This is a genomic window from Streptomyces sp. NPDC088553 (assembly GCF_044752965.1).
Lineage (GTDB): Bacteria > Actinomycetota > Actinomycetes > Streptomycetales > Streptomycetaceae > Streptomyces.
Genome location: NZ_JBIVMG010000005.1, coordinates 242,062 through 267,238, shown reverse-complemented (window position 1 = coordinate 267,238; position 25,177 = coordinate 242,062). Strand labels below are relative to the sequence as shown.

At 72.8% G+C, this 25,177-nt stretch carries 20 protein-coding genes and 1 pseudogene; 4 read left to right on the top strand and 17 right to left on the bottom strand.

Annotated elements, in window-relative coordinates; all coding sequences use genetic code 11:
* Positions 1-42: 42 nt before the first annotated feature.
* The 12 genes and pseudogenes from ACIP8Z_RS17980 to ACIP8Z_RS17925 form a co-directional block, all read right to left on the bottom strand.
* Positions 43-621: a TetR/AcrR family transcriptional regulator gene (locus tag ACIP8Z_RS17980; protein ID WP_055602732.1), complete on the bottom strand. Its 579-nt coding sequence runs from the start codon at positions 619-621 to the stop codon at positions 43-45.
* A complete protein-coding gene (locus tag ACIP8Z_RS17975) occupies positions 609-1,337 on the bottom strand; it encodes an enoyl-CoA hydratase family protein (protein ID WP_402084403.1) in 729 nt (242 codons plus the stop codon). Before ACIP8Z_RS17975 ends, ACIP8Z_RS17980 begins: the two co-directional genes overlap by 13 nt.
* A complete protein-coding gene (locus ACIP8Z_RS17970) occupies positions 1,334-2,935 on the bottom strand; it encodes an AMP-binding protein (protein WP_402084401.1) in 1,602 nt (533 codons plus the stop codon). The genes ACIP8Z_RS17975 and ACIP8Z_RS17970 overlap by 4 nt, the downstream gene beginning before the upstream one ends.
* A gap of 256 nt (positions 2,936-3,191) precedes the next feature.
* Positions 3,192-3,329 (bottom strand): annotated as a pseudogene (locus ACIP8Z_RS17965) (excalibur calcium-binding domain-containing protein); the annotation flags it as partial.
* An 878-nt stretch (positions 3,330-4,207) separates the two neighbouring features.
* Positions 4,208-5,341, bottom strand: a complete 1,134-nt coding sequence (locus ACIP8Z_RS17960) for an acyl-CoA dehydrogenase family protein (protein WP_402084398.1) — start codon at positions 5,339-5,341, stop codon at positions 4,208-4,210.
* On the bottom strand, positions 5,338-7,233 hold the full coding sequence (locus ACIP8Z_RS17955; protein ID WP_402085290.1) for an acetyl/propionyl/methylcrotonyl-CoA carboxylase subunit alpha: 1,896 nt from the start codon (positions 7,231-7,233) through the stop codon (positions 5,338-5,340). The genes ACIP8Z_RS17960 and ACIP8Z_RS17955 overlap by 4 nt, the downstream gene beginning before the upstream one ends.
* 26 nt (positions 7,234-7,259) lie before the next feature.
* Entirely contained in the window at positions 7,260-8,858 is a 1,599-nt protein-coding gene (locus tag ACIP8Z_RS17950; protein WP_402084395.1) for an acyl-CoA carboxylase subunit beta, read from the bottom strand.
* Positions 8,855-10,546 (bottom strand): acyclic terpene utilization AtuA family protein, encoded by a 1,692-nt coding sequence (locus ACIP8Z_RS17945; protein WP_402084392.1) that lies wholly within the window; start codon positions 10,544-10,546, stop codon positions 8,855-8,857. The genes ACIP8Z_RS17950 and ACIP8Z_RS17945 overlap by 4 nt, the downstream gene beginning before the upstream one ends.
* Complete coding sequence (locus ACIP8Z_RS17940; RefSeq protein ID WP_402084390.1) at positions 10,546-11,337, bottom strand: TIGR03084 family metal-binding protein; 792 nt, start codon at positions 11,335-11,337, stop codon at positions 10,546-10,548. Before ACIP8Z_RS17940 ends, ACIP8Z_RS17945 begins: the two co-directional genes overlap by 1 nt.
* A 186-nt stretch (positions 11,338-11,523) precedes the next feature.
* The gene (locus ACIP8Z_RS17935; RefSeq protein WP_319310955.1) at positions 11,524-11,706 is read right to left on the bottom strand and encodes a DUF1272 domain-containing protein; all 183 of its coding nucleotides are present in this window, start codon (positions 11,704-11,706) and stop codon (positions 11,524-11,526) included.
* 120 nt (positions 11,707-11,826) lie between these two features.
* The gene (locus tag ACIP8Z_RS17930) at positions 11,827-12,204 is read right to left on the bottom strand and encodes a VOC family protein (protein ID WP_402084388.1); all 378 of its coding nucleotides are present in this window, start codon (positions 12,202-12,204) and stop codon (positions 11,827-11,829) included.
* A gap of 89 nt (positions 12,205-12,293) precedes the next feature.
* The gene (locus ACIP8Z_RS17925) at positions 12,294-13,274 is read right to left on the bottom strand and encodes an EamA family transporter (RefSeq protein ID WP_402084386.1); all 981 of its coding nucleotides are present in this window, start codon (positions 13,272-13,274) and stop codon (positions 12,294-12,296) included.
* Positions 13,275-13,420: 146 nt separating this feature from the next.
* Between ACIP8Z_RS17925 and ACIP8Z_RS17920 the strand changes: the two genes are divergently transcribed.
* Positions 13,421-14,278 carry a LysR family transcriptional regulator gene (locus ACIP8Z_RS17920; protein WP_402084383.1) on the top strand — a complete coding sequence of 286 codons (858 nt, stop codon included), beginning with the start codon at positions 13,421-13,423 and terminating at the stop codon, positions 14,276-14,278.
* Positions 14,279-14,328: 50 nt separating this feature from the next.
* Here the strand turns inward: ACIP8Z_RS17920 and ACIP8Z_RS17915 are convergent, their stop codons facing one another.
* The 4 genes from ACIP8Z_RS17915 to ACIP8Z_RS17900 all read right to left on the bottom strand — a co-directional run bounded on the left by ACIP8Z_RS17915 (position 14,329) and on the right by ACIP8Z_RS17900 (position 21,084).
* Complete coding sequence (locus tag ACIP8Z_RS17915) at positions 14,329-14,586, bottom strand: DUF397 domain-containing protein (RefSeq protein ID WP_402084381.1); 258 nt, start codon at positions 14,584-14,586, stop codon at positions 14,329-14,331.
* Positions 14,564-15,394: a helix-turn-helix domain-containing protein gene (locus ACIP8Z_RS17910; RefSeq protein WP_402084379.1), complete on the bottom strand. Its 831-nt coding sequence runs from the start codon at positions 15,392-15,394 to the stop codon at positions 14,564-14,566. The genes ACIP8Z_RS17915 and ACIP8Z_RS17910 overlap by 23 nt, the downstream gene beginning before the upstream one ends.
* A gap of 1,027 nt (positions 15,395-16,421) precedes the next feature.
* Positions 16,422-18,158, bottom strand: a complete 1,737-nt coding sequence (locus ACIP8Z_RS17905; protein ID WP_402084378.1) for an FG-GAP repeat domain-containing protein — start codon at positions 18,156-18,158, stop codon at positions 16,422-16,424.
* A 130-nt stretch (positions 18,159-18,288) separates the two neighbouring features.
* On the bottom strand, positions 18,289-21,084 hold the full coding sequence (locus ACIP8Z_RS17900) for an FAD-binding and (Fe-S)-binding domain-containing protein (RefSeq protein WP_402084375.1): 2,796 nt from the start codon (positions 21,082-21,084) through the stop codon (positions 18,289-18,291).
* A gap of 51 nt (positions 21,085-21,135) precedes the next feature.
* Here ACIP8Z_RS17900 and serC point away from each other — a divergent pair, with 51 nt between their 5' ends.
* Positions 21,136-22,254, top strand: coding sequence for a phosphoserine transaminase (serC, locus tag ACIP8Z_RS17895; protein ID WP_402084373.1), 1,119 nt, complete (start codon positions 21,136-21,138; stop codon positions 22,252-22,254).
* Between the two features lie 71 nt (positions 22,255-22,325).
* On the opposite strand, the gene ACIP8Z_RS17890 is transcribed toward serC, so the two are convergent.
* On the bottom strand, positions 22,326-23,321 hold the full coding sequence (locus ACIP8Z_RS17890; RefSeq protein WP_402084370.1) for a WD40 repeat domain-containing protein: 996 nt from the start codon (positions 23,319-23,321) through the stop codon (positions 22,326-22,328).
* Between the two features lie 129 nt (positions 23,322-23,450).
* Here ACIP8Z_RS17890 and ACIP8Z_RS17885 point away from each other — a divergent pair, with 129 nt between their 5' ends.
* On the top strand, positions 23,451-24,299 hold the full coding sequence (locus ACIP8Z_RS17885; RefSeq protein WP_402084367.1) for an alpha/beta fold hydrolase: 849 nt from the start codon (positions 23,451-23,453) through the stop codon (positions 24,297-24,299).
* Positions 24,300-24,493: 194 nt separating this feature from the next.
* Positions 24,494-25,174: a GDSL-type esterase/lipase family protein gene (locus ACIP8Z_RS17880; protein ID WP_402084365.1), complete on the top strand. Its 681-nt coding sequence runs from the start codon at positions 24,494-24,496 to the stop codon at positions 25,172-25,174.
* The last annotated feature ends 3 nt before the right edge of the window (positions 25,175-25,177 follow it).

Here is a 25,177-nt window from a genome sequence, read left to right as displayed (position 1 = left end):
CCGAATCTTTTCGCCGGCGTTTCGGGTGTGCCCGAATCCCTCCTACGCGAGCGCCTCGTCGAGCAGCAGGGCCCACTGGGCGACGACGCGTTCGCGGCGGGCACGGTCGTCCGTGAGGAGGGTCGCGAGGCCGAGGCCGCGGGCCATGTCCAGGAGGCCCTGGACGGTTTCGCGGACGCCGGGGCGGGACTCGTCGGCGCCGAGCACCTCGACGGCGATGCGGTGGGACTCGCGGCCGACACGGGCCTCGAGCTCGGTCACGCGCGCGCGGAGCTGGTCCTCGCCGGAGGCGGCGACCCACAGGTGGAGGGCGGCCCGGAAGAGGGGACCGGTGAAGAGGTCGACGAGCGCGGCGACGGCCTCGTGGCGGTCGCGGGACGGCAGGGTCCGCAGCGCCTGGGAGCGCTCCTCGGCGACGTACTCGACGGCGGCCGTGAACAGGTCCTCGCGGGTCGGGAAGTGGTGCTGGGCGGCGCCCCGGGAGACGCCGGCCCGTTCCGCGACGACGGCGACCGTGGAGCCCGCCCAGCCGTGTTCGGCCAGGCAGGACACGGCCGCCTCCAGGAGCCGCTGCCGGGTGGCGCGGCTCCTGTCCTGCTTGGGTGCGGTCACAGCCGCCATGCGGGGTCCCGTCGTTCGAGGAAGGCCGTCATCCCCTCGCGCGCCTCGGCGGAGGCGAAGAGCGTGGCCGACCTCTGCACCAGGTCCTCCGCGTCACGTTCGAAGGTCTCCAGGACTCTAGCGGTGACCAGCCGCTTCGCCTCGCGCAGGCCCTGCGGGGAGGCGGCGCGGAGGGAGTCGAGGATGCCGGGCAGGGCGGCCTCCCGGTCCGTCACGAGCCCCATGGCGAGCGCCTCCGGCACCCCGAACCGCTCGCCCGTCAGGTAGTGGCGGGCCGCCGCGCGGGGTTCGAGCTTCGGGAGGAGGGTGAGGGAGATGACGGCCGGGGCGACCCCGATCCGTACCTCCGTGAGCGCGAAGTCGGCCCCCTCCCCCGCGACGACGATGTCGGCGGCCCCCAGCAGGCCGAGGCCGCCGGCCCGGGTGTGGCTGCCCGCGGTGAGGTGGGCGACGACCGGTTTCGGCAGCTCGACGATCTGCCGGAGCAGGTCCACGAAGGCGTACGGGCTCGGCGGCGCCTTGAGGTCGGCGCCCGCGCTGAACGTGCTGCCGCTGTGGGTGAGCACCACCGCCCGGACCGCGGGGTCCTTGCCGCAGGCGGTGAGCGCGTCGGCGAGCTCGGTGACGAGCGCCGCGGAGAGCGCGTTGCGGGTGGCCGGGGAGTCGAGGGCGAGGGTGGTGATCCCCCGCTCCTCGGTGACGACGACCAGGGTCATGTACGGTCCCTCAACTCTCGGTCTCGGAGCTCTCGGCGGAGGATCTTCCCGGACGCTGCCCGGGGCACCGCCTCGATGAACTCGACGTCGCGGACCTTCTTGTACGGGGAGACCCGGGCGGCGACGTGCGCCATGACGTCCTCGGCGGTGAGGCCGGCCGCGGCGGCCTGGCGTACGACGTAGGCCTTGGGGATCTCGGTGCCGTCGGCGTCCGTGACGCCGATGACGGCGGCGTCGGCGACGCCCTCGTGGGTGAGGAGGAGCGCCTCCAGTTCGGCGGGGGCGACCTGGAAGCCCTTGTACTTGATGAGTTCCTTGACGCGGTCGACGACGTACAGCCAGCCCTCGTCGTCGACCCGGCCGATGTCGCCGGTGTGCACCCAGCCGTCGGCGTCGATCATGGCGGCGGTGGCGTCGGGCCGGCCGAGGTAGCCCTTCATGACCTGCGGCCCCCGGATGGCGACCTCGCCCTCCTCGCCGGGCGCCGCGTCCTTCGCCGGGTCGTCGAGGGAGAGGATCCGCATCTCGGTGGAGGGCAGCAGCTTGCCGACGGTGCCGGGCGGAGGGTCCTGGGCGGCGAGCGGGACGACGTGGGTGCCCGGGGACAGCTCCGTCATGCCGTACGCCTGGAGGACCGGCGGCAGCCCGAGCCGCGCCGAACAGGCCTGGGCGAGGGCCGCGTCGAGCGGGGCCGCGGCGCTGACGATGTACTCCAGGGAGGACAGGTCGTAGTCGGCGACGGCCGGGTGCTTGGCGAGGGCGAGCACGATCGGCGGGGCGACGTAGAGGCCGTTGATGCGGTGCTTCTGGATGGCGCCGAGGAAGGTGTCGAGCTCGAAGCGGGGCAGCACGACGACGGTGGCGCCCTGGCGGAGGGGCGCGTTCATGAGGGCGGTGAGCCCGTAGATGTGGAAGAACGGGAGGATCGCCAGGATCCGGTCGCCGGGCCCCATCGGGATGACCGGCTCCAGCTGGGCGAGGTTCGTCGCGATCGAGGCGTGGGTGAGCATCACGCCCTTGGGGACGCCGGTGGTGCCGGAGGAGTACGGGAGCGCGGCGACGTCCTCGTCGGGGTCGACGTCGATCTCGGGCTCGGGGCCGGTGGACCCGAGGAAGGCCTGCAGGGAGCGCACGCCCTCCCCGTCGGGGCCTTGCGGCGGCTGGTCGCAGACGAATATCTCCCGTATCCCGCCGGCGAGTTCGGCCGCCGCGCGGGCGGCGGGGAGCAGCGGGGAGACGGTGACGATCCAGCGGGCGGAGGAGTCGCTGAGCTGTTTGGCGAACTCCTCGGGGGTGGCCAGCGGATGCACGGTGGTGACGGAGGCACCCGCGCGCGTGGCGGCGTAGAAGGCGATGGGGAAGAGCACGGTGTTGGGGCTGTGCAGCGCGAGCACGTCCCCCTTCCGCACCCCGGCCTCGGCGAGTCCGGCGGCGACGCGCCGGTGGAAGGCGTCGACCTGTCCGTACGTGAGGGTGAACTCCCCCGCGCCGTCGATCAGTGCGGGGAGGTCGCCCCGCTCGGCCGCGCGGCCGAGGACCACGTCGTGGATCGGCAGGGAGACGGTGGGAACGGCCTCGTACTCGCTGTGGAACACCATGCAAGCCCCCTGGAGAGGTGGGAGAGGTGGAAGGTGGTCGCCAGGATCGCGTGTGGGGGTACGGCTTGGGGAGACCTTGTCAGCACTCCGGGGAAACAATCAAGCACGCATGCATGATTCTTGGGAAGGGCGAAGGCCCGCCCCCACGAGGGCGAAGGCCCGCCCCCACGAGGGGGAACGGGCCGTGCGCCGCACGCGCGGGGGACGGGCCGTGCGCCACCGCGCGAGGACGGGCCCTTCAGCGGCTCTCCGGGTGTCAGCCCTCGCAGGCCACGCCGTCGCCGTCGCGGTCGAGGTGGCTGTCGTAGCCCGGGTCGCCGCGATGGATCGGGGCGGCGCCGGCGGCGCGGACGGCCGTGCAGTTGGCGTAGTAGACGCTGCCGCCACCGCCGGAGGACGAGTCGTCACCGGCGTCCTCCGTGGGCGTCGGCTCCTGTGTGGGCACGGGCGCCTGGGTACGCGTCGGCTTCGGGGCGGCCGGCTTGGGCTTGGGCGTCGGGGTGGGCTTGTGGAGCACCTCGTTGGGCGACTTCGGGCACGGGACGCCCGGCGCCGTCAGGTACACCACCGGCACCGCCGACGAGACCGGCGCGCCGGCGACCGGGCGCTGGAAGCAGACGGTCCAGGTGGCGTATGCGGCGGGCAGCTCGACGTCCTTGTAGGCGGCGTAGGCCCGGCCCAGGTTGTCGGTGAGGAGCTGCTCGGAGTCCGCGTACGTCCCCCCGACGAGCGAGGGCATCGCCGGGGTCTCCTCCGTCTTCGACGGAGCGGGAGTCGGGGTGGGAGTCGGAGTGGGGGTCGCGGCGGCCGTCGCCGTCGGCTGCGCCGCGCCCTTCGCGTCGCCCTTCTTCTCCTCCTCCGGCGGGTCGCTGAAGAGCAGCAGCAGGAGCCACAGGGCGCCGAGGACGGTCGCGACGACCTTCTTGTTCTGGCTCCAACGGCTCGTCCAGGTCAGGGCTATGCCCACCGGCGGGAGGAAGACGAGGAGACAGATGATCAGGGCGGGGTGCTGCCACCAGCGCCGCACGGGCAGCGGGGCGGGAGCGGGCTGGAACGGCGGCGGAGGCGGGTACACGTGCGGCTCCCGGGGACTGTGAGCATGTGCGAGGTGCACGGATCGTACACATGATGTTCACAACCGGTAGCCCTTCGTACGGAATCCGAGACAGGATCGAAACCGGCTCGCGCCGCGCGAGGACCGGGCCTCTCCGGACCCCGAACGTCCGCCCTGCCGGCGGCGGCCCGCCACCGGCAGGACGTCACCCCCCTGAATCAGTACGACTTGGGCAGCCCGAGCGTCTGGTGCGACACATAGTTGAGGATCATCTCCCGGCTCACCGGGGCGATCCGGGCCACCCGTGCCGCCGTGACCAGCCGGGCCAGGCCGAACTCCTTGGTCAGGCCGTTGCCGCCGAGGGTGTGGACCGCCTGGTCGACGGCCTTCACACAGGCCTCCGCCGCCGCGTACTTCGCCATGTTGGCGGCCTCGCCCGCCCCCATGTCGTCGCCCGCGTCGTAGAGGTGCGCGGCCTTCGCCATCATCAGTCGGGCCAGCTCCAGCTCGATGTGCGCCTGGGCGAGCGGGTGCGCGATGGCCTGGTGGGCGCCGATCGGGGCCTTCCAGACCTGCCGCTCCTTCGCGTACCTCACGGCCTGCGCGAGCGCGTACCGGCCCATGCCGATCGCGAACGCGGCCGTCATGATCCGCTCCGGGTTGAGGCCGGCGAAGAGCTGGAGCAGACCCGCGTCCTCGTCACCGACGAGCGCCTCGGCCGGCAGGTGGACCTCGTCGAGCGTCAGCTCGAACTGCTTCTCGTGCGCGTCGAGTTCCATCTCGATGTGCCGCCGCTGGAAGCCGGGGGCGTCGCGCGGGACGATGAAGAGACAGGGCTTGAGGCTGCCCGTGCGGGCGTCCGAGGTACGGCCCACGATCAGCGTCGCGTCGGCGATGTCGACACCCGACACGAACACCTTCCGCCCGTTGAGGACCCAGCCCTCCTCCGTGCGGGTCGCGGTCGTCGTGATCCGGTGCGAGTTCGAGCCGGCGTCGGGCTCCGTGATGCCGAACGCCATCGTCCGCGAGCCGTCCGCGAGCCCCGGCAGCCAGGCCCTCTTCTGCTCCTCCGTGCCGAAGCGGGCGATGACCGTGCCGCAGATCGCGGGCGAGACCACCATCATCAGGAGCGGCGCGCCGGCCGCGCCCGCCTCCTCCAGGACGATGGACAGCTCGGCCATGCCGCCGCCCCCGCCGCCGTACTCCTCGGGCAGGTTGACCCCCAGATAGCCGAGCTTGCCGGCCTCCGCCCACAGGGTGGCCCGGTCGAAGCCGGGGCCGTGCCGGTGGCCGAGCGCGGAGACGGCGGCGCGGAGCGCGGTGAGCTCTTCACTTTCGATCATGGTGCTCATACGGTCTGGTCCTCCTGTGCTGCGGTCGTGGCGTCGTCCGAGACGACGGCGAGCAGGGCGCCTACCTCGACCTGGCGGCCGGGGGCGGCGTGGAGCGCGGTGAGCGTGCCGGAGGCGGGGGCGATGACGCGGTGCTCCATCTTCATGGCCTCCAGCCAGAGGAGCGGCTGCCCGGCGGTGACGCGGTCGCCGACGGCGAGGCCGTCCGCGACCCGGACGACGGTGCCGGGCATGGGCGCGAGCAGGGACCCGGGGGCCGTCTGCTCACGCGGGTCGGTGAAGCGGGGACGGACGGTGAGCCGGTGGTGTCCGGAGTGCACGATCCCGTCCCCGTACGCGGCGACGACGAAGTCCCTTACGACTCCGGCGACTTCGAGCCGCACCCGGCCGGCGTCCGCCGACACCACCCGTACGTCCTCGGGGGCCGTGACCTCGAATCCGCCGTCCCGCGTCGGCCGGTAGCGGACCTCGTGATCGCCGTACGTCCGCGTCTCGTCCTGGGACCGCAGGTTGCGCCAACCACCGCCGAAGCGGCCCCTGTCGGCGGCGGCCCCGGCGAGGGCGGCCGCGACGGCCGCGTACGCCTCACCGGTCCGGGGCTCCGTCAGCGCGTCGAGGTTCCGGTCGTAGAAGCCGGTGTCGAGCAGCCCGGGGTCCCCGAACTCGGGGTGCCGGAGGGAGGCGACCAGCAGGTCCCGGTTGGTGACCGGCCCGTGGATCCGCGCCCGTTCGAGGGCGTGGGCCAGCTTGCGGATCGCCTCCGCGCGAGTGGGGGCGTGGACGATCACCTTGGCGAGCATCGGGTCGTAGTGGACTCCGATCGTGTCCCCGGAGACGTACCCGGTGTCGAGCCGGGTCCGGCCCTCCCCGGGCAGCTCGAAGAGGTGCAGGACACCCGTCTGCGGGGCCCACGCGCGCGCCGGGTCCTCCGCGTACAGGCGCGCCTCGATCGCGTGGCCGCGCGGGGCCGGGGGCTCCGGCGGCAGGGCGCGGCCCTCGGCGACGGCGAGCTGGAGCGCGACGAGATCGACCCCGAACGCCTCCTCCGTCACCGGGTGTTCGACCTGGAGGCGGGTGTTCATCTCCAGGAAGTGCGCCCGACCCTCCGCCACCAGGAACTCGACCGTGCCCGCGCCGACATAGCCGACGGCCTTCGCCGCCCGGACGGCCGTGTCCAGGAGGGACGCTTCGAGCGCGGCGGGCAGACCGGGCGCCGGCGCCTCCTCGACGACCTTCTGGTGGCGCCGCTGGAGGGAGCAGTCACGGGTGCCGAGCGCCCAGGCGGTGCCGTGGGTGTCGCAGAGGAGCTGGACCTCGACGTGCCGCCCGTTCTCGACGTACGGCTCGACGAACACCTCGCCGTCACCGAAGGCACTGAGCGCCTCGGCGGAGGCGGCCGCCAACTCCCCTTCCAAGTTGCCGAGTTCGCGCACGATGCGCATCCCGCGGCCGCCGCCGCCCGCCGCCGCCTTCACCAGGACGGGCAGGTCGGCCTCGGTCACGTCCGTCAGCGGCGCGATGCCGAGGAGCTCCTTGGCGCGGGTCTTGGACGCCATCGCCTCGATCGCCTCCGGCGGCGGGCCGATCCACACCAGTCCGGCGTCGGCCACCTGCCGGGCGAAGCCGGCGTTCTCGGAGAGGAAGCCGTAGCCGGGGTGGACGGCGTCCGCGCCCGCCGCGAGCGCCGCCTTCACCACCAGGTCGCCGCGCAGATACGTCTCCGAGGGCGCCGCCCCCGGCAGCCGTACCGCCGTGTCCGCCTCCCGTACGTGCAGGGCGTCGGCGTCCGCGTCGGAGTACACGGCGACGGTGGAGATGCCCAGCTCGCGGCAGGTGCGGAAGACCCGGCAGGCGATCTCGCCCCGGTTCGCGACGAGGACGGAGGTGATCATCGAGGGCTCGGTCATGTGGAGGGGCCTCACATTCGGAAGACGCCGAAGCCGCCGCGCGCGCCCTCGACCGGTGCCGTGTGGATCGCGGAGAGGCACAGCCCGAGGACCGTGCGGGTGTCGCGGGGGTCGATGACCCCGTCGTCGTAGAGCCGGCCGGAGAGGAACATCGGCAGGGACTCGGACTCGATCTGGGCCTCGACGAGCGCCCGGAGACCGGCGTCGGCCTCCTCGTCGTACGGCTGCCCCTTCGCGACGGCGCTCGCCCGCGCCACGATGGACAGGACACCGGCGAGCTGCTGCGGGCCCATGACGGCGGACTTGGCGCTGGGCCATGCGAAGAGGAAGCGCGGGTCGTACGCCCGGCCGCACATGCCGTAGTGCCCGGCGCCGTAGCTCGCCCCCATGAGGACGGACAGATGGGGGACGCGGGAGTTCGACACGGCGTTGATCATCATCGCGCCGTGCTTGATGATGCCGCCCTGCTCGTACTCCTTGCCGACCATGTAGCCGGTGGTGTTGTGGAGGAAGACGAGCGGGATGTCGCGCTGGTTGGCGAGCTGGATGAACTGCGCGGCCTTCTGCGACTCCGGGCCGAACAGGACGCCCTGCGCGTTGGCGAGGATGCCGACCGGGTAGCCGTGCAGGCTCGCCCAGCCGGTGGCCAGGCTCGGCCCGTACAGCGGCTTGAACTCGTCGAAGTCGGAGCCGTCGACGATCCGGGCGATCACCTCGCGCGGGTCGAAGGGGGTCTTGAGATCCCCGGGCACGATCCCGAGCAGCTCGTCCTCGTCGTACTTCGGAGGTTCCGCGAGGCCCGGGTCGGGCTGCGCCTTGCGGTGGTTCAGCCGGGCCACGATGCGGCGGGCCTGGCGGAGCGCGTCGGACTCGTCGACGGCGTAGTGGTCGGCGAGCCCGGACGTCCGCGCGTGCATCTCGGCGCCGCCGAGGGACTCGTCGTCGCTCTCCTCTCCCGTCGCCATCTTCACCAGTGGCGGACCGCCGAGGAACACCTTCGACCGCTCCTTGATCATCACGGCGTGGTCGGACATGCCGGGGACGTACGCGCCACCGGCCGTCGAGTTGCCGAAGACGACCGCGATCGTGGGGATGCCGGCGGCGGACAGCCGGGTGAGGTCGCGGAAGAGCGCCCCGCCGGGGATGAAGATCTCCTTCTGGGACGGGAGGTCGGCGCCGCCGGACTCGACGAGCGAGATCACGGGCAGCCGGTTGGCGAACGCGATCTCGTTGGCCCGCAGGGCCTTCTTCAGCGTCCACGGGTTGGAGGCGCCGCCCCGCACCGTCGGGTCGTTGGCGGTGATCAGGCACTCGACGCCCTCGACGACCCCGATGCCGGTGATCAGGGAGGCGCCGACCGCGTAGTCACTGCCCCAGGCCGCGAGCGGCGACAACTCCAGGAAGGGGGTGTCCGGGTCGACGAGCAGCTCGATCCGCTCGCGGGCGAGCATCTTGCCGCGCTCGCGGTGCCGCGCGACGTACTTCTCGCCGCCGCCCGCGAGCGCCTTGGCGTGCTCGGCCTCCAGCGCGGTGAGCTTGTCGAGCATGGCCGCGCGGTGGGCCCGGTAGTCGGATCCGCCGGTGTCGAGGGCGGAGGCGAGGACGGTCACAGGAGTCCCTCCGGGATGTCGGTTGCGCGGGAGCGGAGCCACTCGCCGAGGGCCTTGGCCTGGGGGTCGAAACGGGCCTGGGAGGCGACGCCCTCGCCGAGAATCCCGGCGAAGGTGAAGTTGAGCGCCCGGAGCCCCGGAAGAACGTGCCGGGTGATCTCCAGGTCGGCCGTCTCCGGGAGCAGTTCACGCACCCGGTCGACCGTGAGGGCGTGCGCGAGCCACCGCCACTCCTCCTCCGTGCGCACCCAGACGCCGACGTTCGCGTCGCCGCCCTTGTCGCCGCTTCGGGCGCCGGCGATCCGGCCGAGGGGCACCCGCCGGGCGGGCCCCGGCGGGAGCGGCTCGGGAAGGTCCGGCTCGGGGACCGGCTCCAGCTCCCGCGTCCCCCGCGGTACGGGGACGGGGACGCGGGTCCCGTCCGGGAGCACGGCCGTGTGGGGAACGTCCGCGGCCGGTACGTAGACGCTCTCGAAGACCCCGTAGGGGGCGCCCTTCCCGGGCGGCGCGGTGACGTGGAACCCGGGGTAGCTGGCGAGGGCCAGTTCGATGGCGGCGCCGGTGAGGGCACGGCCGACGGCCTCGGGGGCGGGATCGCGGACGACGAGCCGCAGGAGGGCGCTTGCGGTCTCCTCGGTGCCGGCGTCGGGCCGGTCGGTGCGGACGAGCTCCCAACGGACCTCACGGGGGCGGCTTTCGGCGAGGGCGTCCTCGATCTGCCCCCGCACCAGCGCGGCCTTCTCCTCGATGTCGAGGCCGGTCAGGACGAACACGACCTCGTTGCGGAAGCCGCCGAGCCGGCTGAGCCCGACCTTGAGCGTCGGGGGCGGCGCCTCGCCCCGTACCCGGTCGATCCGGACCCGGTCGGGTCCCTCCTGGGTGAGCCGGACACTGTCGAGACGGGCGGTGACGTCGGGCCCGGCGTAGCGGGCGCCGGCCGTCTCGTACAGGAGCTGGGCCGTGACCGTACCGACGTCGACGAGGCCACCGGTGCCGGGGTGCTTGGTGATGACGGCGCTGCCGTCCTCGTGGAGCTCGGCGAGCGGGAAGCCGGGGCGGCGGAAGAGCGCCGGGTCGTGCTCGCGGAAGAAGGCGTAGTTGCCGCCGGTGGCCTGGGTGCCGCATTCGAGGACGTGCCCGGCGACGACCGCGCCCGCGAGCCTGTCGTACTCCTCGGGCCCCCAGCCGAAGTGCCACTGCGCGGGCCCGGTGACGAGGGCGGCGTCGGTGACCCGGCCGGTGACGACGACGTCGGCGCCGGCGGCGAGGCAGGCGGCGATCCCGGCGCCGCCGAGATAGGCGTTGGCGGCCAGCGCGCCGTCGACGGCCGGCAGCCGGTCGCCCTCCACGTGCGCGACCCGCGTGGGCAGCCCGAGCTTGGCGGCGAGGACGCGCAGGGCGTCGGCGAGACCGGCGGGGTTGAGGCCGCCGGCGTTGGTGACGATCCGGATCCCGCGGTCGTGGGCGAGGCCGAGGCCCTCTTCCATCTGCCGCAGGAAGGTCTTGGCGTACCCGGAGGCCGGGTCCTTGAGCTGGTCGCGGCCGAGGATGAGCATGGTGAGCTCGGCGAGGTAGTCACCGGTGAGGACGTCGATCGCGCCCTCGGGCCCGCCGCCGGTGAGCATCTCGCGTACGGCGCCGAACCGGTCGCCGTAGAACCCTGAGGCGTTGCCGATACGGAGCACCATCACCGGGCCCCTTCGGCGGGCCGGCCAGGACCCGCCGGTCCGGCGAAGGCCTGGGCGATGGTGAGCCACTGCTCGGCGTCCGGGCCGACGGCGACCAGGGAGGTGTCGTCACGGTGGACGCGCTGGGTGACGAGCAGACAGAACTCCAGCGCCGGCCCGGTCACCCTCTGAGCGGCGCCCACGGGCCCGTAGACCCACAACTCCCCGCCAGGCGATACGAGTTCCACCCGGACGGGCTCGACGGGAACGGGCAGGCCCCGCACCAGATAAGCGTAGTCCCGGGCCCGGTGACCGATCCAGGCGACGTGCCGGATGCGGTCGGTCGGCGTACGGACGACCCCGAGGGCGTCGGCGACGTCCTGCCCGTGCGCCCAGGTCTCCATGAGCCGGGCGGTGGCCATGGCGGGGGCGCTCATGGGCGGCCCGTACCAGGGAAACCGCACACCGGCCGGAACCCCGCGAAGGGCCTCCTGGAGCAGCTCGCGCCCCTCGCGCCAGTGGGCGAGCAGCTCACCGGGCGGCAGCTTCGCCCCCTCCTCGGCCCCCTCGTCGACGAAACGCTCGGGGGCGGCGAGGGCCTTGGCGGCCTCGGCGGCGAAGCCGTCGGGGTCGGTGGCGGCGAGGAGCGCGGCCCGGTCGGTCCAGGCGAGGTGCGCGACCTGATGGGCGACGGTCCAGCCGGCGGCGGGGGTGGGGGCGGCCCACCGCTCCTCGCTCAACTCGCCGACAAGGACGTCGAGTGCTTCGCTCTCCTCGCGCAGATCATCGAGGACGACAGCGGGGTCGGACACGGTGCGCTCCCCTCGGGACACGGCGGCGTGCCCCGGAGCATGACAGCGAACCAGAAAACAATCAAGCATGCTTGCTTTGATTGGAACAGACGCGGGGGGCGGGGGTAGGCGCGCGGGCACGGGGGCCAGGCGCGCGGGCACGGGCCAGGCGCGCGGGGCGGCTACCCGGCCACCCCGCCGACGCCGCTACCCGGCCACCCGCCGAGGCCGCGCCACAAGCTCGCCCCCGCAGTTGGGGCAGACGTCACCCATCGCGTCGGCGCACGGCACACAGAAGCTGCACTCGTGCGAACAGATCCGCGCGGGCCCGTCCGCCACCAGCACCGCCGTCTCGCACCGCTCGCACCGCTCACGCATCTCCAGGGCCATGACGCCCTCCCCTCTTCGCACCTCGGACAACAGCTCCATCGTCCGAGGCGCCCCGGCACCCCGGAAACAGCGGGAAGGCCAAAGATCAACGGAATCGGGTCAACGAAATCGGGGCAGAGGTCAGTGCCTGACCAGGCAGAACGGGTGCCCGGCGAGGTCGGCGTACACCCGCCAGCTCCTCTTGCCGTCGCCGCCGTCGAGGAGCCGGGCGCCGAGTGCCACGACCCGGTCGTGCGCCGCGTCGAGGTCGGCCACACCGAAGTCGAGGTGGAACTGCTGGGGACGCTCGGGGTCCGGCCACGTCGGCGGACGGTGGTCGGTGACGCCCTGGAAGCAGAGGACGAGGCCGCCGGGGGTGTGCAGCGTGGACCAGGCATCGCCGAGGGCCCAGCGGCGGTCCGGCCGGTCGACCTCGCCGCCGAGCACCGCGCGATAGAACTCGGCGAGTTCGGCGGGGGCCGGACAGTCGATGACGAGGCACTGCAGTTCAGCGATCATGCGCGGATCCTAGGCCCCGAGCATGATCGCGAAAGCTCGCGGGACCGATCTGTGAGGGGCGAGACACCGCCCCGGAGGACCGACCGGATCTAGCCCGCGACCCTCCCCCGCTCCCGCGCGGCCGCCCGTACCTGCGTCCGTACCGCTCCCATGCTCGCCGCGATCACCAGGGCGATCGCGAGCGCGTCGGTCAGGGACAGGGCCTGGCTGAGGATGAGGAAGCCGGCCGTCGCCGCGATGGCCGGTTCCAGGCTCATCAGGATCGCGAAGGTGGGGGCGGGCAGGCGGCGCAGGGCGAGGAGTTCGAGGGTGTACGGCAGGACCGACGACATCAGCGCGACCGCGAGGCCGAGGCCGATCGTCGAGGGTACGAGGAGCTTGTCGCCCGCCTCCGCGATGCCCAGCGGCAGGCTGAGGACGGCGCCGAAGGCCATCGCGAGCGCGAGCCCGTCCGCCTGCGGGAAGCGTCGGCCGGTGCGCGCGCTGAAGACGATGTACGTCGCCCACATCGCGCCCGCCGCGAGCGCGAAGGCCGCACCCAGCGGGTCGAGCCGGTCAAAGCCGCCGCCGCTGAGCAGCACGACGCCGCCGAGGGCGAGCCCCGCCCAGAGCAGGTTCATCAGCCGGCGGGAGGCGACCACCGAGAGGATCAGCGGGCCGAGGACCTCCAGGGTCACCGCGGCGCCCAGCGGGATCCGGTCGGCCGCCTGGTAGAAGAGGATGTTCATGCCCGCCATCGCCGCCCCGAAGGCGACGATCGTGCCCCAGTCCGCCCGGCCGTAGCCGCGGACCTTCGGACGGCAGACGATCAGCAGGACGGCGGCGGCGAGCACGAGCCGCAGGGTGACGACACCGAGGGCGCCGGCCCGGGGCATGAGGAGGACGGCGAGAGCCGAGCCGAACTGCACGGAGAGCCCGCCCGTGACGACGAGCGCGACGGGCCCGAAACGGTGGCCCGCGAGCCCCTTGGGCCCGCCGCCGCCCTGGGCGCCGCCGACGGGGGCAGCCGGCGACTCGGGGCCGACCGCGGCCCCCACCGGGCCCGCCTCCTTGACCGGACTGATGTCCACCGACACTCCTCAACTGTTCATTCCATTGAACTTCCAGTCCAGAATAATGCACCAGCAGTCGACTGTCACCGGAGTTCCCCTCTCACGCTACGAGCCCCCGCGCGGCACCGGAAATGCCGATTGCGCTGCGGTTATGCTCCGGACGCATGAGCATCGAGCTACGCCACCTCCGCTGCTTCCTCGCCATCGCCGAGGAAACCAGCCTCACCAGGGCGGCAGCTCGGCTCCACCTCACCCAGCCCGCCGTCTCCCGCACGCTCGCCGCCCTGGAACAACACCTCGGGGCCCGGCTCGTGGACCGCTCCACCCACCACCTCGCCCTCACGGCCGAAGGCCGCGCCTTCCAGGACCGGGCCGCGGCGGCCCTCGCGGCGTTCGAGGCGGCCGTCGACCCGGCGAGACTGCGCCACCGGCCCCTGCGCCTCGGACACGCGTGGTCGGCCTTCGGCCCGTACACCACACCCCTGCTGCGCCGCTGGCAGCGCGAACACCCCGAGACCCCGCTCGAACTCCTCCGCATCGACGACCGCACCGCCGGCCTGACCCGGGGAGAGGTGGACGCGGCACTGCTGCGCGGCCCGGTCGACGCGCCGGGCCTGGTCACGGAGGAACTCACGACGGAGGAACGAGTCGCGGCCGTACCGGCCGACAGCCCCCTCGCGGAACGTCCACGACTCACCCTGGACGACCTGGCGGGCGGAACCGTCGTCCTGAACACGGTGTCGGGCACGACGACCCTCACGCTCTGGCCGGCGACGGCGCGCCCGGCGGCGACGGTCACGGTGGCGAACACCGACGACTGGCTGACGGCGATCGCGGCGGGCAGGGGCGTCGGCGTCTCGTCCGCGTCGACGGCGTCACTGCACCCGCACCCGGGAGTCACGTACCGCCCGCTGCCGGACGCCCCACCGCTCCCGGTGGTACTGGCCTGGCGGGACGCGTTCCCGCACCCGGCGACGGGGGCGCTGGTGGCGATGGCGCGGGAGATCGTCAGCGGGGGGTGAGGCCGTCACGGGAAGGGCGGGTCAGAACCGGCCCGTGCAGTCGGACGAGGTCAGAAGCGGCCCTGAGCGGCGGCGGCCACGAAGACGGCGAAGGCGGAGGGGGTGGCGCGGAAGTGAGGGCCGGCGGGGTTCTTGGAGTCGCGGACGGCGATGTGGGGGGCGAGGTCGGCCACTTCGACGCAGTCGCCGCCGGTATTGCCGCTGTGGGAGGACTTGAGCCAGGAGGTGGGGCCCAGGGGGGCGCATTCGATGCACTCGCCGCCGTTCGGTCCGCTGTACGACGACTTACGCCACTGCACCGGGTCCATATCGTTCCTCCATGACACGCGCGATCAGGGCGGCCGAATCCTCCGGAGAATGGGCCATGGCCTGAAGGCGAGCGTAACCGACGGAACGTTCCCTGATCACTTGGGAATTGGCAGTCAAATGACCGTCGTCGTAGCTCTCGCAGTAGAAGAGGTCGGGGGCATCGTCGAACCGCAGAACCGTGAAGGATCCCAGTAGACCAGGATGCTCACCCACCGAGTCCGGCAGAACCTGGATGTGCACCCACGGCTCACACGCGAAGGTCAGCAGGTAGTCCAGTTGAGCCTGCATCACCCGGCGGCCACCGATCTCCCGGCGCAGCACCGCCTCGTCGAAGACCACCCAGAGCACCGGCGGATGGTCGCGCCGAAGGATCCTTTGCCGTTCCATTCGCGCGGCGACCATCTCCTCCAGCCGGTCGGCCTGCTCGACGCCCAGCACCGCCCGGGCGTACTGCTCCGTCTGGAGCAGGCCGTGGACCATCTGCGACTGGTACGTCGAGATGTACGCCGCCTTCGCCTCCATCTCGGCATACGGCTGGAACCAGGTGGGCAGTTGGCTCCGCAGCACCAGGCCCACCAGGCGGGTGAAGAACCCGTCCGTCATCAGCGCCGCGTCGATCCGCTCCGAGAAGTCCCGCGTCGGGACCTTCTTCGCCGTCTCGATCTGGCCGATCAGGGAGCCCGTGCAGAAGACGACGCCGCCCAGCTGACTCTGCCCGAGTCCGGCGGCCTCCCGCAGGCGGCGGAGTTCGGATCCGTAGTAGTCCAGGGGCGAGGCGGACGGGTCAAGGCTGCGGATGTTGACCACGAGGAGGTCACCCCCAATGTCGGCTCACGCCGACAGTAACGGGGCACCTCGTCCCGGAGGCCCGAATCAGGCAACCGGCCCTCTTTCGAAGGAACTTGGATTTGCGGGCGCATGAACGCAAGCCGGGCGGCAACGGCGCGGCCGACAAGTGGGCTTCTGGTGGGACCGCCCTCTCTCCGAGAGTCGCTCCTTCCGGCGGCGCGTCAAGGGCGCTCCTTCGTCGCGTCGGCTGCGCCGATTCCGCTTCGCTCCACCCTTGACCCACCACCTCCAGGAGCGAAAACACTCTCGGAGGGCGGTCCGGGGGCCGGGGTCCACGCCGGGCTTCGGGCAGTAGCACTCGCCACGTGCGCGTGCCGGCCGGTGGGTGGGGGCTGGGTTCGCGGCCGGGGCGGGTGGGCTTCTGCCGGTGGGTTCGGGGTGCGCGGTCGTTGAATGGGGCGGTCGGGGTCCGGCTTAGCGGTGAAATGCCGTTCGGGGTGGGGCTTCAGGCCCCGCTGGTCACTCCCGGTGGGTGGGAGCGTGAGTAACGCACCACTCCGAGTAACAGGCGGGGAATTACCCCCTCACAGGGGGCGAACCACCCTTATCGGGCGGTGAAAGTGCAAGAAACTCACGCCACCCGCTCCCACCACCCACCAAGACAGACCAGCGGGGCCTGAAGCCCCACCGAAGGACTGCGGTCGGCCGCTAAGCCAAGCCGGGCCGCCCCATTCAACAACCGCGCACCCCGAACCCACCGACAGAGACCCACCCACCCCTGCAACGAACCAAGCCCCCACCCACCAGCCGGCACACGCCCACCAACCCCCGACACTGCCCGAGGAGATTGCGTAGGCCTCGGCCCTCGGCCGCCCTCCGAGTGTGAAAAGGCGGCCTCCACCGCCGCGTCAAGGGTGGGCGCAGCCCATCGGCGAAGCCGACATGCCCTTGACGCGGCGGTGGAGGCCGCCACACTCGGAAAGAGGGCGGCCGCACCAGAAGCCCACCCGTAACGGTCGCCTCAGAGACCTGCTCAGAGCCCCCGTCAGAAGACCCGGTTGTACGCGTTCCAGCCCGTGCCGACCCTCGTCCGTCCCGCGAACGGGGCCGTCGCACTGCCCGTGCCCTTGTACAGCCACAGCATCCCGGCCGTGTCGCGGGCGACGGCGTCCGCCTTGCCGTCGTCGGTCAGGTCTCCCGCCACCACGATCTGGTCGTACGCGTTCCAGCCCGCCCCGACCCTCGTCCGACCGGCGTACGGTGCCGTTCCACTGCCCGTGCCCTTGTACAGCCACAGCACCCCGGCCGCGTCCCTCGCCATGAGGTCCGCCCGGCCGTCACCGGTGACGTCCGCCCCGCCCGCGAGCCGGCCGTACGCACCCCAGCCCTCGCCAACCCTCACCCTGGTCATGAACCGCGCCCCGGTGAAGCTGCCCGTGCCCTTGTACAGCCACAACGCCCCGGCCTTGTCCCTCGCCACGAGGTCCACGTACCCGTCACGGTCGACATCCCCGGCGCCGGCGAGCTGGTCGTAGGCGTTCCAGCCGCTGCCGATCTTGACGCGGGCCGCGTAGGGCTTCTCGTCGACGATCTGGCGGTCGTAGTACCAGAGGGTGCCGGACGCGTCCCGGGCCACGAGGTCGCCGAGGCCACGCGTGACGGCGGACGGCTTCACGTCGGGCCGGTAGTAAGGGCTCTGGCTGTATGGGGAGAGCGCGGTGATCGTGTCGTAGGTCTGCCACCCGGGGCCTACCTCGGACCGGGAGTAGAAGGGAGCGGAGGCCTTTCCGGTTCCGTAGTACTCCCACACCCTGCCGGAGGTGTCGCGGGCCAGGAGACTGTGCCTCGGGAGAGCCGCGTCGCCGAGCACCGTGAACGGCGTGCTCAACTGGATGACGTCACTGTCCGGGGCGTGGACGTCGTAGATGTCGTAGCGCGACTGGGCCTGAAGACGCAGAGCCTTCTGGTTCGCGGCTCCCGTCAGCTCGTAGCCGATCGTGTGGTCACCGGGTTCGACACGGCAATCCAGGTTCATCGCATCGACATGGAGCTGATCCGCGTGGGCCGAGCAGGAAGCCCCGGAGTCCGTTGTGACGTTGCCAAGGGGAATCTTCCCGGGCCATCCCCAGAGCTGCCCCTCGGCGACCTTGAACGAGAGGGTCACTCTCCCGGCGTCGACGGCGTGGACCCGCAGCTGCTGGCGGACGGTTCCTCCGGCCGGGACGTCGGGGACGTCGAAGGCCACGGTGTTCCGGGCGGCAGACGCGGCAGACTTGACGATGACCCTGCCGGTGCCGGACGTCGCGTCGGCAGGCCGCGCTCCGGCCGTACGGGCGGATTCGATCGCGGCCGCCAGGTCACCGCCCCTGGGCAGGTACGTGAAGCCCCAGTACAGCGTCGTGTCCTTGGCGTCCTTGGGCACCATGACATCGGGGTAGTTGTGCGAGATCTGCGGGTCGCACACGTACACGCCCACCAGTCCGGTGGGCTGGTCGCAGCCGTAGTTCTGGATCCGATACCCCTGGGGCACCCCGGCCCCGTCACCAGCCGGCCCGGTCAGCGGCTTCCTCCCGACGGCGATGACGACCTTCCCCCAGAAGGTCGTGCCCGACTCGACGACCGGATGGAAGCGCGGCACCGACCCCGGCGCCGCGACCGCGTCGTACCCCGACATCTTCAGGTCCTCCGCCGCAGCCACCCCCGCCCCCGCCGTCACACCAGCCATGGCGAGCAGCCCCGCCACACCGGTCATCGCCGCACCGCGGCGCATTCGCTTGCTCACGTGTTGTTCCCCCCAGGAACAGACGCGGGGGCCCACGCCCCCGGCACAAAGAGTCGGTGCCGCTCTCACCCGCGCACGGCGGAGGGCGCACCCGACAGTAGGGGCATCCTCGACTTCCCCGAAGCCGGCGTCAAGATCCGGACGGTCCCAGTCCGCTGTCCACCCCCTCCGCCAGCACCTCCGCCAGGTGCCGGCCCCTCACCCCCGCCAGGTCTCCCATCTGCGTCCTGCACGAGAAGCCGTCCGCCAGGACGGTGGCCTCCGGGGGCGCGTTCCTCAGTGCCGGCAGCAGTTGGTCCTCCGCGCACGCGACCGAGACCTCGTAATGGCCCGGCTCGAAGCCGAAGTTGCCCGCGAGTCCGCAGCACCCGCCCGCCAGCTCGCCCGTCAGGCCCGCGCGTTCGCGCAGGCGGCGGTCCGCCGCGTCGCCGAGCACCGCGTGCTGGTGGCAGTGCGTCTGGCCCGTCACCGGGCGGTCCAGGCGCGGCGGGTTCCACTCCGGCGCCAGCGTCTCCAGGGCCTCCGCCAGCGTCCGTACCGACGCCGCCAGGCGGGCCGCCCTCGGGTCGTCCGGCAGCAGTTCCGGCAGGTCGGTGCGGAGCGTCGCCGCGCAGGAGGGTTCCAGGACCACGACGGGCCCCGTGGGCCCGGCGGCCGCCACGCCGTCCCCCTCCATCACGTCCAGCGTCCTGCGCATCACCCTCCGCGCCGCTCCCAGCTGCCCCGTCGACACATACGTCAGCCCGCAGCAGACCTTCCCCGGCGGCAGCTCCACCCCGATCCCCGCGTCCTCCAGGACCCGGACCGCCGCCTGGCCCACCTCCGGCGCCAGGTGGTCCGTGAACGTGTCGGGCCACAGCGTCACGTCCGCCGGGCGGGTCGAGATCCGCTCGGCGAACCACGACGTGAACGACCTCGCCGCCACCCTCGGCATCGTCCGCTCCGGTGTCACCCCCGCGAGCCGCGCCGCGAACGGCAGTCTCATCCCCGCGTTCAGGCCCCGCCCGAACAGGTCCAGCCAGTGCGGCAGCCTGCCCATCGTCCAGTGCGAGCGCGGCCTGCGCAGGAAGCCGAGCGGTCCCGCGTAGTGCCGGTCCAGGAACTCCGCCTTGTACGCGGCCATGTCCACGCCCACCGGGCAGTCGCTGCGGCACCCCTTGCACGACAGGCACAGGTCCAGCGCCTCCCGGACCTCCTCCGAGCGCCAGCCGTCGGTGATCACCTCGCCGAGCGCCATCTCGTGGAGCAGCCGCGCCCGCCCCCGCGTCGAGTGCTTCTCCTCCCCCGTCGCCCGGTACGAGGGGCACATCACCCCCGGACCCGAACTCGGGCCGTCCACACGACACTTGGCCACCCCCACGCACCGGGCGGCGGCCCTTCCCACCCCCGCCAGCGGCAGCCCCGTGAACCGCAGGCCCTCGTCGAGCGGGCGCGGGCGGACCAGCATCCCCGGGTTGAGGCCGCCGTCCGGGTCCCACACGTCCTTGACCGCGCCGAACAGGGCGACGAGTTCCTCCCCGTACATCCTCGGCAGCAGCTCGGCCCGAGCCTGCCCGTCGCCGTGCTCCCCGGAGAGCGAGCCGCCGTGGGCGACCACGAGGTCGGCCACCGCCTCCGAGAACCGGCGGAACTGCCGTACGCCCTTCTCCGTCCACAGGTCGAAGTCGATCCGGACGTGGACGCAGCCGTCACCGAAGTGCCCGTACGGAACCCCCCGGAGGCCGAAGTCGGCGAGCAGCGCCCGGAACTCACGGAGGTACGCGCCGAGCCTCGCCGGCGGCACCGCGCAGTCCTCCCATCCGGGCCAGGCCTCCCCGCCCTCCGGGGTCCTGGTCGCCGTGCCCGCCGCGTCCTCCCGGATCCGCCACAGCGCCCGCTGTCCGGCCGGGTCCCGCACCACGGCCGAGTCGATCGCGTCGGCCGCCCGCACGAGCCGCCGCGCCTCTCCCTCCCCGTCCATCTCGCAGAACAGCCACGCCGCACCGCGAGGCAGCCCGGCGGCGCCCCGTACGAGATCGGCCGCCATCCCCTCCACGGTCAGCGGTCCGAACGGCAGCAGCCCCGCCGCCGCCTCCGCCGCCGCGCTCTCGTCCGCGTACCCCAGCACCACGAGCACCGGCTCGGCCGGCAGCGGGACGAGCGCCACCGTCGCCTCCGTCACCACGCCCAGCGTCCCCTCGCTGCCGCAGAACGAGCGGGCCACGTCCACGCCCCGCTCCGGGAGCAGCGCGTCCAGCGCGTACCCGGAGATGCGGCGCGGCAGACCGGCCGGGTAGCCGGTCCGCAGGAGGGCGAGATGGCGGTCGACGAGGTCGAGGAGTCCGGCGGGGGCGCCGCGCCCTCCCCGCCCCAGCGTCAACGCCGTGCCTCCGTACGTCATCACGTCGAGCGAGCGCACGTTGTCCGCCGTGGTCCCCCAGGCGACCGAGTGCGCCCCGCACGCGTTGTTGCCGATCATGCCGCCGAGGGTGCAGCGGCTGTGCGTGGACGGATCGGGGCCGAAGGTCAGGCCGTACGGGCGGGCCGCCTCCCGCAGCCGGTCGAGGACGAGCCCCGGCCGGACCACGGCCGTCCGCGCCTCCGGGTCCAGGGAGACGATCCCGCCCATGTGCCGTGTGAGGTCGAGCACGACGCCGGTGCCGGTCGCCTGGCCGCCGATCGAGGTCCCGGCGCCCCGCGCGACGACCGGCGTGGTGCCGTGGTCCCGGCACACCCGCAGGACGGCCGCGAGGTCGTCGGCGTCGCGCGGGGCGACCGTACCGGCCGGAATACGGCGGTAGTTGGAGGCGTCCATGGTGGTCAGCGCCCTGGCGGTGACGGAGAAGTCGACCTCTCCGGCGACCACGGCGCGCAGGTCGGCGGCCAGTCCTGCCGCGTGTTCCTCGTGTGTTCCCACAAGCCCAGGATGTCTCAGTGCTCGTCTCATCGGGCGGACATCCGGCGACCGGCCCCTTCCCGACCCGATACTCTCCGCCTCGTGGCTGATATCCAGATTCCCGCTGACATCAAGCCCGCCGACGGCCGTTTCGGCGCGGGCCCCTCCAAGGTGCGTACGGAGGCGCTGGACGCCCTGGCCGCCACCGGCACCTCTCTCCTCGGCACGTCCCACCGCCAGGCTCCGGTGAAGAACCTGGTCGGCGAGGTACGTACCGGCATCCGTGACCTCTTCTCGCTCCCCGAGGGCTACGAGGTGATCCTGGGCAACGGCGGCTCCACCGCCTTCTGGGACGTCGCGACCCACGGTCTGATCGAGCACAAGTCGCAGCACCTGACCTTCGGCGAGTTCTCCTCCAAGTTCGCGAAGGCCGCCAAGCTGGCCCCGTGGCTGGCCGAGCCGACCGTGATCTCCTCCGACCCGGGCACCCACCCGGAGCCGGTGGCCGAGGCGGGCGTGGACGTCTACGCGTACACGCACAACGAGACCTCCACCGGTGTCGCCGCCCCGATCAAGCGGGTCGCGGGCGCCGACGAGGGCGCGCTGGTCCTGGTCGACGCGACCTCCGGCGCGGGCGGTCTCCCGGTCGACATCACCGAGACGGACGTCTACTACTTCGCCCCGCAGAAGTCCTTCGCCGCCGAGGGCGGCCTGTGGCTCGCGGCCTTCTCCCCGGCCGCCCTGGAGCGCGCGAAGAAGATCCACGAGTCCGGCCGGCACATCCCGGAGTTCTTCTCGCTGCCGACGGCGATCGACAACTCGCTGAAGAACCAGACGTACAACACCCCGGCGCTCTCGACCCTCTTCCTGCTCAACGAGCAGCTGAAGTGGATCAACGGCCAGGGCGGTCTGGACTGGGCCGTGGCCCGTACGAAGGAGTCCTCGGACGCCCTGTACGGCTGGGCCGAGGAGTCCAAGTACGCGACGCCGTTCGTCACGGACGCGGCGAAGCGCTCGCAGGTCATCGGCACGATCGACTTCGCGGACGAGATCGACGCGGCCGCGGTCGCGAAGGCACTGCGCGCGAACGGCATCGTCGACACGGAGCCGTACCGCAAGCTGGGCCGCAACCAGCTGCGGGTCGCGATGTTCCCGGCGATCGACCCGGCGGACGTGCGCGCCCTGACGGCCTGCATCGACTACGTCATCGAGAAGCTGTAACCGTCTGCCGTACGTGCGAAGGGCCCGGCACCGGAGACATCCGGTGCCGGGCCCTTCGGCATGTCCGCCGCTCAGCCCCGCCGCAGCAGTCGTTTGATGCCGAGGACGACGACGAACGCGCCCGCGAGGACCAGGAAGCCGACCGTGACGTTCCCCTTCTCGCCGTCGGCCGCCGGGGAATGCGGCGCCTGCGGTGCGCCCGGGGTGTCCGGGCTGCCGCCCGGCTTCTCCGGGGAGCGCCCGGCGTCCTGCCGGTCCAGCCGCACCACCCGGCTCTTCTGTCCCTCGGAGCCGAGCATGAACGCTGAGCCGTCCGTCGTGTACGTCACCGATTCCGCCTGGCCCTGGAACGGGGCTCCGATCGACGTGCCCTCGTCGCCGAGCCGGCCGTCCTTCCACACGTACTCGCGCGCCATGAGGTAGCCGCGCAGGACAAGCCGGTCGCCGTCCGGCGAGAAGGCGCCGTCGGTGACCCACGGGACCTCGCCGATGCGCCGGAAGACGTTCGTCCCTGACGAGGAGAGCCGCTCGGGGCCCGCGTACAGGCCGCCGCCGTCCTCGTTCTTGCTCGCGATGTACACCCGGCCGGTCTTCGGGTGGACCATCAGCGCCTCGGCGTTGCGCGCGCCGTCGGCGTACTTCACGACGTACTGCTTCGCCGCCACCTTCTGGTCCTTGAGGACCTTCGGCTCGGGGAAGCGGTAGACCCAGACGTGGTCCCAGGAGCCGTCGAGGTTGTCGCCGATGTCGCCGACGTAGATGTCGCCGTCCGGGCCGACCGCGATCGCCTCCATGTCGCGGGGGGTGCCGACGCCCTGCATGGTCAGGGTCGCGACCGTCTTCCCCGTGCGGGAGTCGATGCCGTAGATCAGGGGGGCGTCCTGGTCGTTGTGCGTCCAGTAGATCCCGGGGTGGGCGCGGCTCGCGGCGAGGCCGCTGGACTCGGTGACACGGGAGTCCTCGATGGTGAAGTCCCGGTCCGGCTCCTGTCCTTCGGCACGGGCATGACCGGCCGGGAGCAGCACCAGGGCCGCCGCCGCACCGAGGGCGCACAGAGCAGATCGCATGCCCCCCAGCCTGCCACGACGCGGCCGCGGACACCGGGCGGGAAGATCGCCCGGTGTCCGGAAACCCCGCTCGCCCCCCGCGGCGAAACCCGCTTGACCGGCACCTCGGCCGCTGCCAGGGTCGCGCTCATGCCCACCCCGCACACCTTCTCCGCGCCCGACGGCACGACGCTCGCCTTCCATGTGTCCGGCACCGGCGCCCCGCTGCTCTGTCTCCCCGGCGGTCCGCTCCAGGACTCCGCCTATCTCGGTGACCTCGGCGGCCTGACCGCGCACCGTCGGCTGATCCGGCTCGACCTCCGGGGGACGGGCGCGTCGGCCGTGCCGGACGACTCCTCCTCGTACCGCTGCGACCGGCTCGTCGAGGACGTGGAGGCGCTGCGCGCGCACCTCGGGCTCGACACCGTCGACGTCCTCGGGCACTCGGCGGGCGCGAACCTGGCCGCCCTGTACGTGACCCGGTACGCCGAGCGGGTGGGCCGGCTCGTGCTCGTCACCCCGGGCACGGCGGCCGTCGGGTTGGACACGGCTCCGGAGGAGCGGCTCGCGGCGGCGCGGCTGCGGCGGGACGAGCCGTGGTTCGGTCCGGCGTACGCGGCACTTGAGGAAGTCACGGCGGGGCGCGGGACGGGCGAGAGCTTCCAGGCCGTGACGCCGTTCTTCCACGGGACGTGGGACGAGGCCGCGCGGGAGCGGCACGCCGCCGGGGAGGGGCAGCGGAGCCGTGAGGGCGCGGGTGTCTTCGCGAGCGAGGGGGCCTTCGCCCCGGAGGCGACGCGCGCGGTGTTCGCGGAGTTCGCGCGGCCGGTGCTCGTGGTGGCTGGTGAGGGGGACGTGAACACGCCGGTCCCGACGGCGGCCGCGTACGCGGAGCTGTTCCCGAAGGCGGACCTCGTCGTCCTGGACGGGGCGGGGCACTTCCCGTGGCACGACGACGCGGAGCGGTTCACGGGGGCGGTGGCCGACTTCCTGCGGTAGGCGTGTCCCTGCGGTAGGCGTGTCCCAGGGCCGGGCGCTCCTGCGCTGGGCGTTCCCGCACACGTCGATCCCGCGCTCGGCGTTCTCGCGCGCGGCGTTCCCGCGCTCGGCGTTCTCGCGCGCGGCGTTCTCGCGCGCGGCCCGTGTCCCGGATCACGTCGCAGGTCCGGGACGCCGTCCGCGATGATACGACCATGCGTTTTCTGTTCGTCGGCGACAGCATGACCATCGGACGCGCCGGCGACTGGACCTGGCGGTACCGCATGTGGCGGCATCTGGAGTCCACGCTGCCCGGCGGGTACGAGATCGTCGGCCCCCGCACCGCGCTGTACGACCCCGCCGTCGACGCCCCGGCCTCGGAGACGTACGCCGACCCGGCCTTCCCCGCCCCCGCCCGGCGGCATCTGGCCGGCTGGGGCGAGGGCTGGCTGCACATGGCGCCGGTGATCGGCGACACGGTCGCGGAGACCGGGGCCGACGTGCTGCTGATCTCGCTCGGCCTGATCGATCTGGGCTTCTACACCAACAGCGACCAGACCGAGGAGAACGTCCGGGCGTTCGTCGCCGCTGCCCGCGCCGCGAACCCACGCGTCCGGGCCGTCCTCCTGCCGGTCATCCCCAACGTGCGCGCCGGGTACGACGCGCCCTTCGCCGTCGAGTGCGACCGCTTCAACGAGCTGCTCGCGAAGGCGGTCGCCGATCTGGACACGGCGGCCTCGCCCCTCCTCCTGGCGTCGATATCGGAGTCGTACGACCTCGGCACCGACACCTACGACGGCACTCACCCGGGCCCTTCGGGCGAGCACAAGCTGGCGGCGGCCTTCGCCGACGCGATGCACCAGGCGTGGGGCCTGGGCGGCCCGTACGCCGGGTAGCGG

What these genes read in the sequence shown, in the direction of transcription:
- ACIP8Z_RS17920 (WP_402084383.1), top strand. Translation starts at nt 13,421, where the DNA reads ATGAGCATCGAGCTACGCCACCTCCGCTGCTTCCTCGCCATCGCCGAG.
- ACIP8Z_RS17945 (WP_402084392.1), bottom strand. Translation starts at nt 10,546, where the DNA reads ATGGTGCTCCGTATCGGCAACGCCTCAGGGTTCTACGGCGACCGGTTC.
- ACIP8Z_RS17900 (WP_402084375.1), bottom strand. Translation starts at nt 21,084, where the DNA reads ATGAGACGAGCACTGAGACATCCTGGGCTTGTGGGAACACACGAGGAA.
- ACIP8Z_RS17915 (WP_402084381.1), bottom strand. Translation starts at nt 14,586, where the DNA reads ATGGACCCGGTGCAGTGGCGTAAGTCGTCGTACAGCGGACCGAACGGC.
- ACIP8Z_RS17880 (WP_402084365.1), top strand. Translation starts at nt 24,494, where the DNA reads ATGCGTTTTCTGTTCGTCGGCGACAGCATGACCATCGGACGCGCCGGC.
- ACIP8Z_RS17885 (WP_402084367.1), top strand. Translation starts at nt 23,451, where the DNA reads ATGCCCACCCCGCACACCTTCTCCGCGCCCGACGGCACGACGCTCGCC.
- ACIP8Z_RS17930 (WP_402084388.1), bottom strand. Translation starts at nt 12,204, where the DNA reads ATGATCGCTGAACTGCAGTGCCTCGTCATCGACTGTCCGGCCCCCGCC.
- ACIP8Z_RS17960 (WP_402084398.1), bottom strand. Translation starts at nt 5,341, where the DNA reads ATGAGCACCATGATCGAAAGTGAAGAGCTCACCGCGCTCCGCGCCGCC.
- ACIP8Z_RS17980 (WP_055602732.1), bottom strand. Translation starts at nt 621, where the DNA reads ATGGCGGCTGTGACCGCACCCAAGCAGGACAGGAGCCGCGCCACCCGG.
- ACIP8Z_RS17955 (WP_402085290.1), bottom strand. Translation starts at nt 7,233, where the DNA reads ATGATCACCTCCGTCCTCGTCGCGAACCGGGGCGAGATCGCCTGCCGG.
- ACIP8Z_RS17890 (WP_402084370.1), bottom strand. Translation starts at nt 23,321, where the DNA reads ATGCGATCTGCTCTGTGCGCCCTCGGTGCGGCGGCGGCCCTGGTGCTG.
- ACIP8Z_RS17935 (WP_319310955.1), bottom strand. Translation starts at nt 11,706, where the DNA reads ATGGCCCTGGAGATGCGTGAGCGGTGCGAGCGGTGCGAGACGGCGGTG.
- ACIP8Z_RS17970 (WP_402084401.1), bottom strand. Translation starts at nt 2,935, where the DNA reads ATGGTGTTCCACAGCGAGTACGAGGCCGTTCCCACCGTCTCCCTGCCG.
- ACIP8Z_RS17975 (WP_402084403.1), bottom strand. Translation starts at nt 1,337, where the DNA reads ATGACCCTGGTCGTCGTCACCGAGGAGCGGGGGATCACCACCCTCGCC.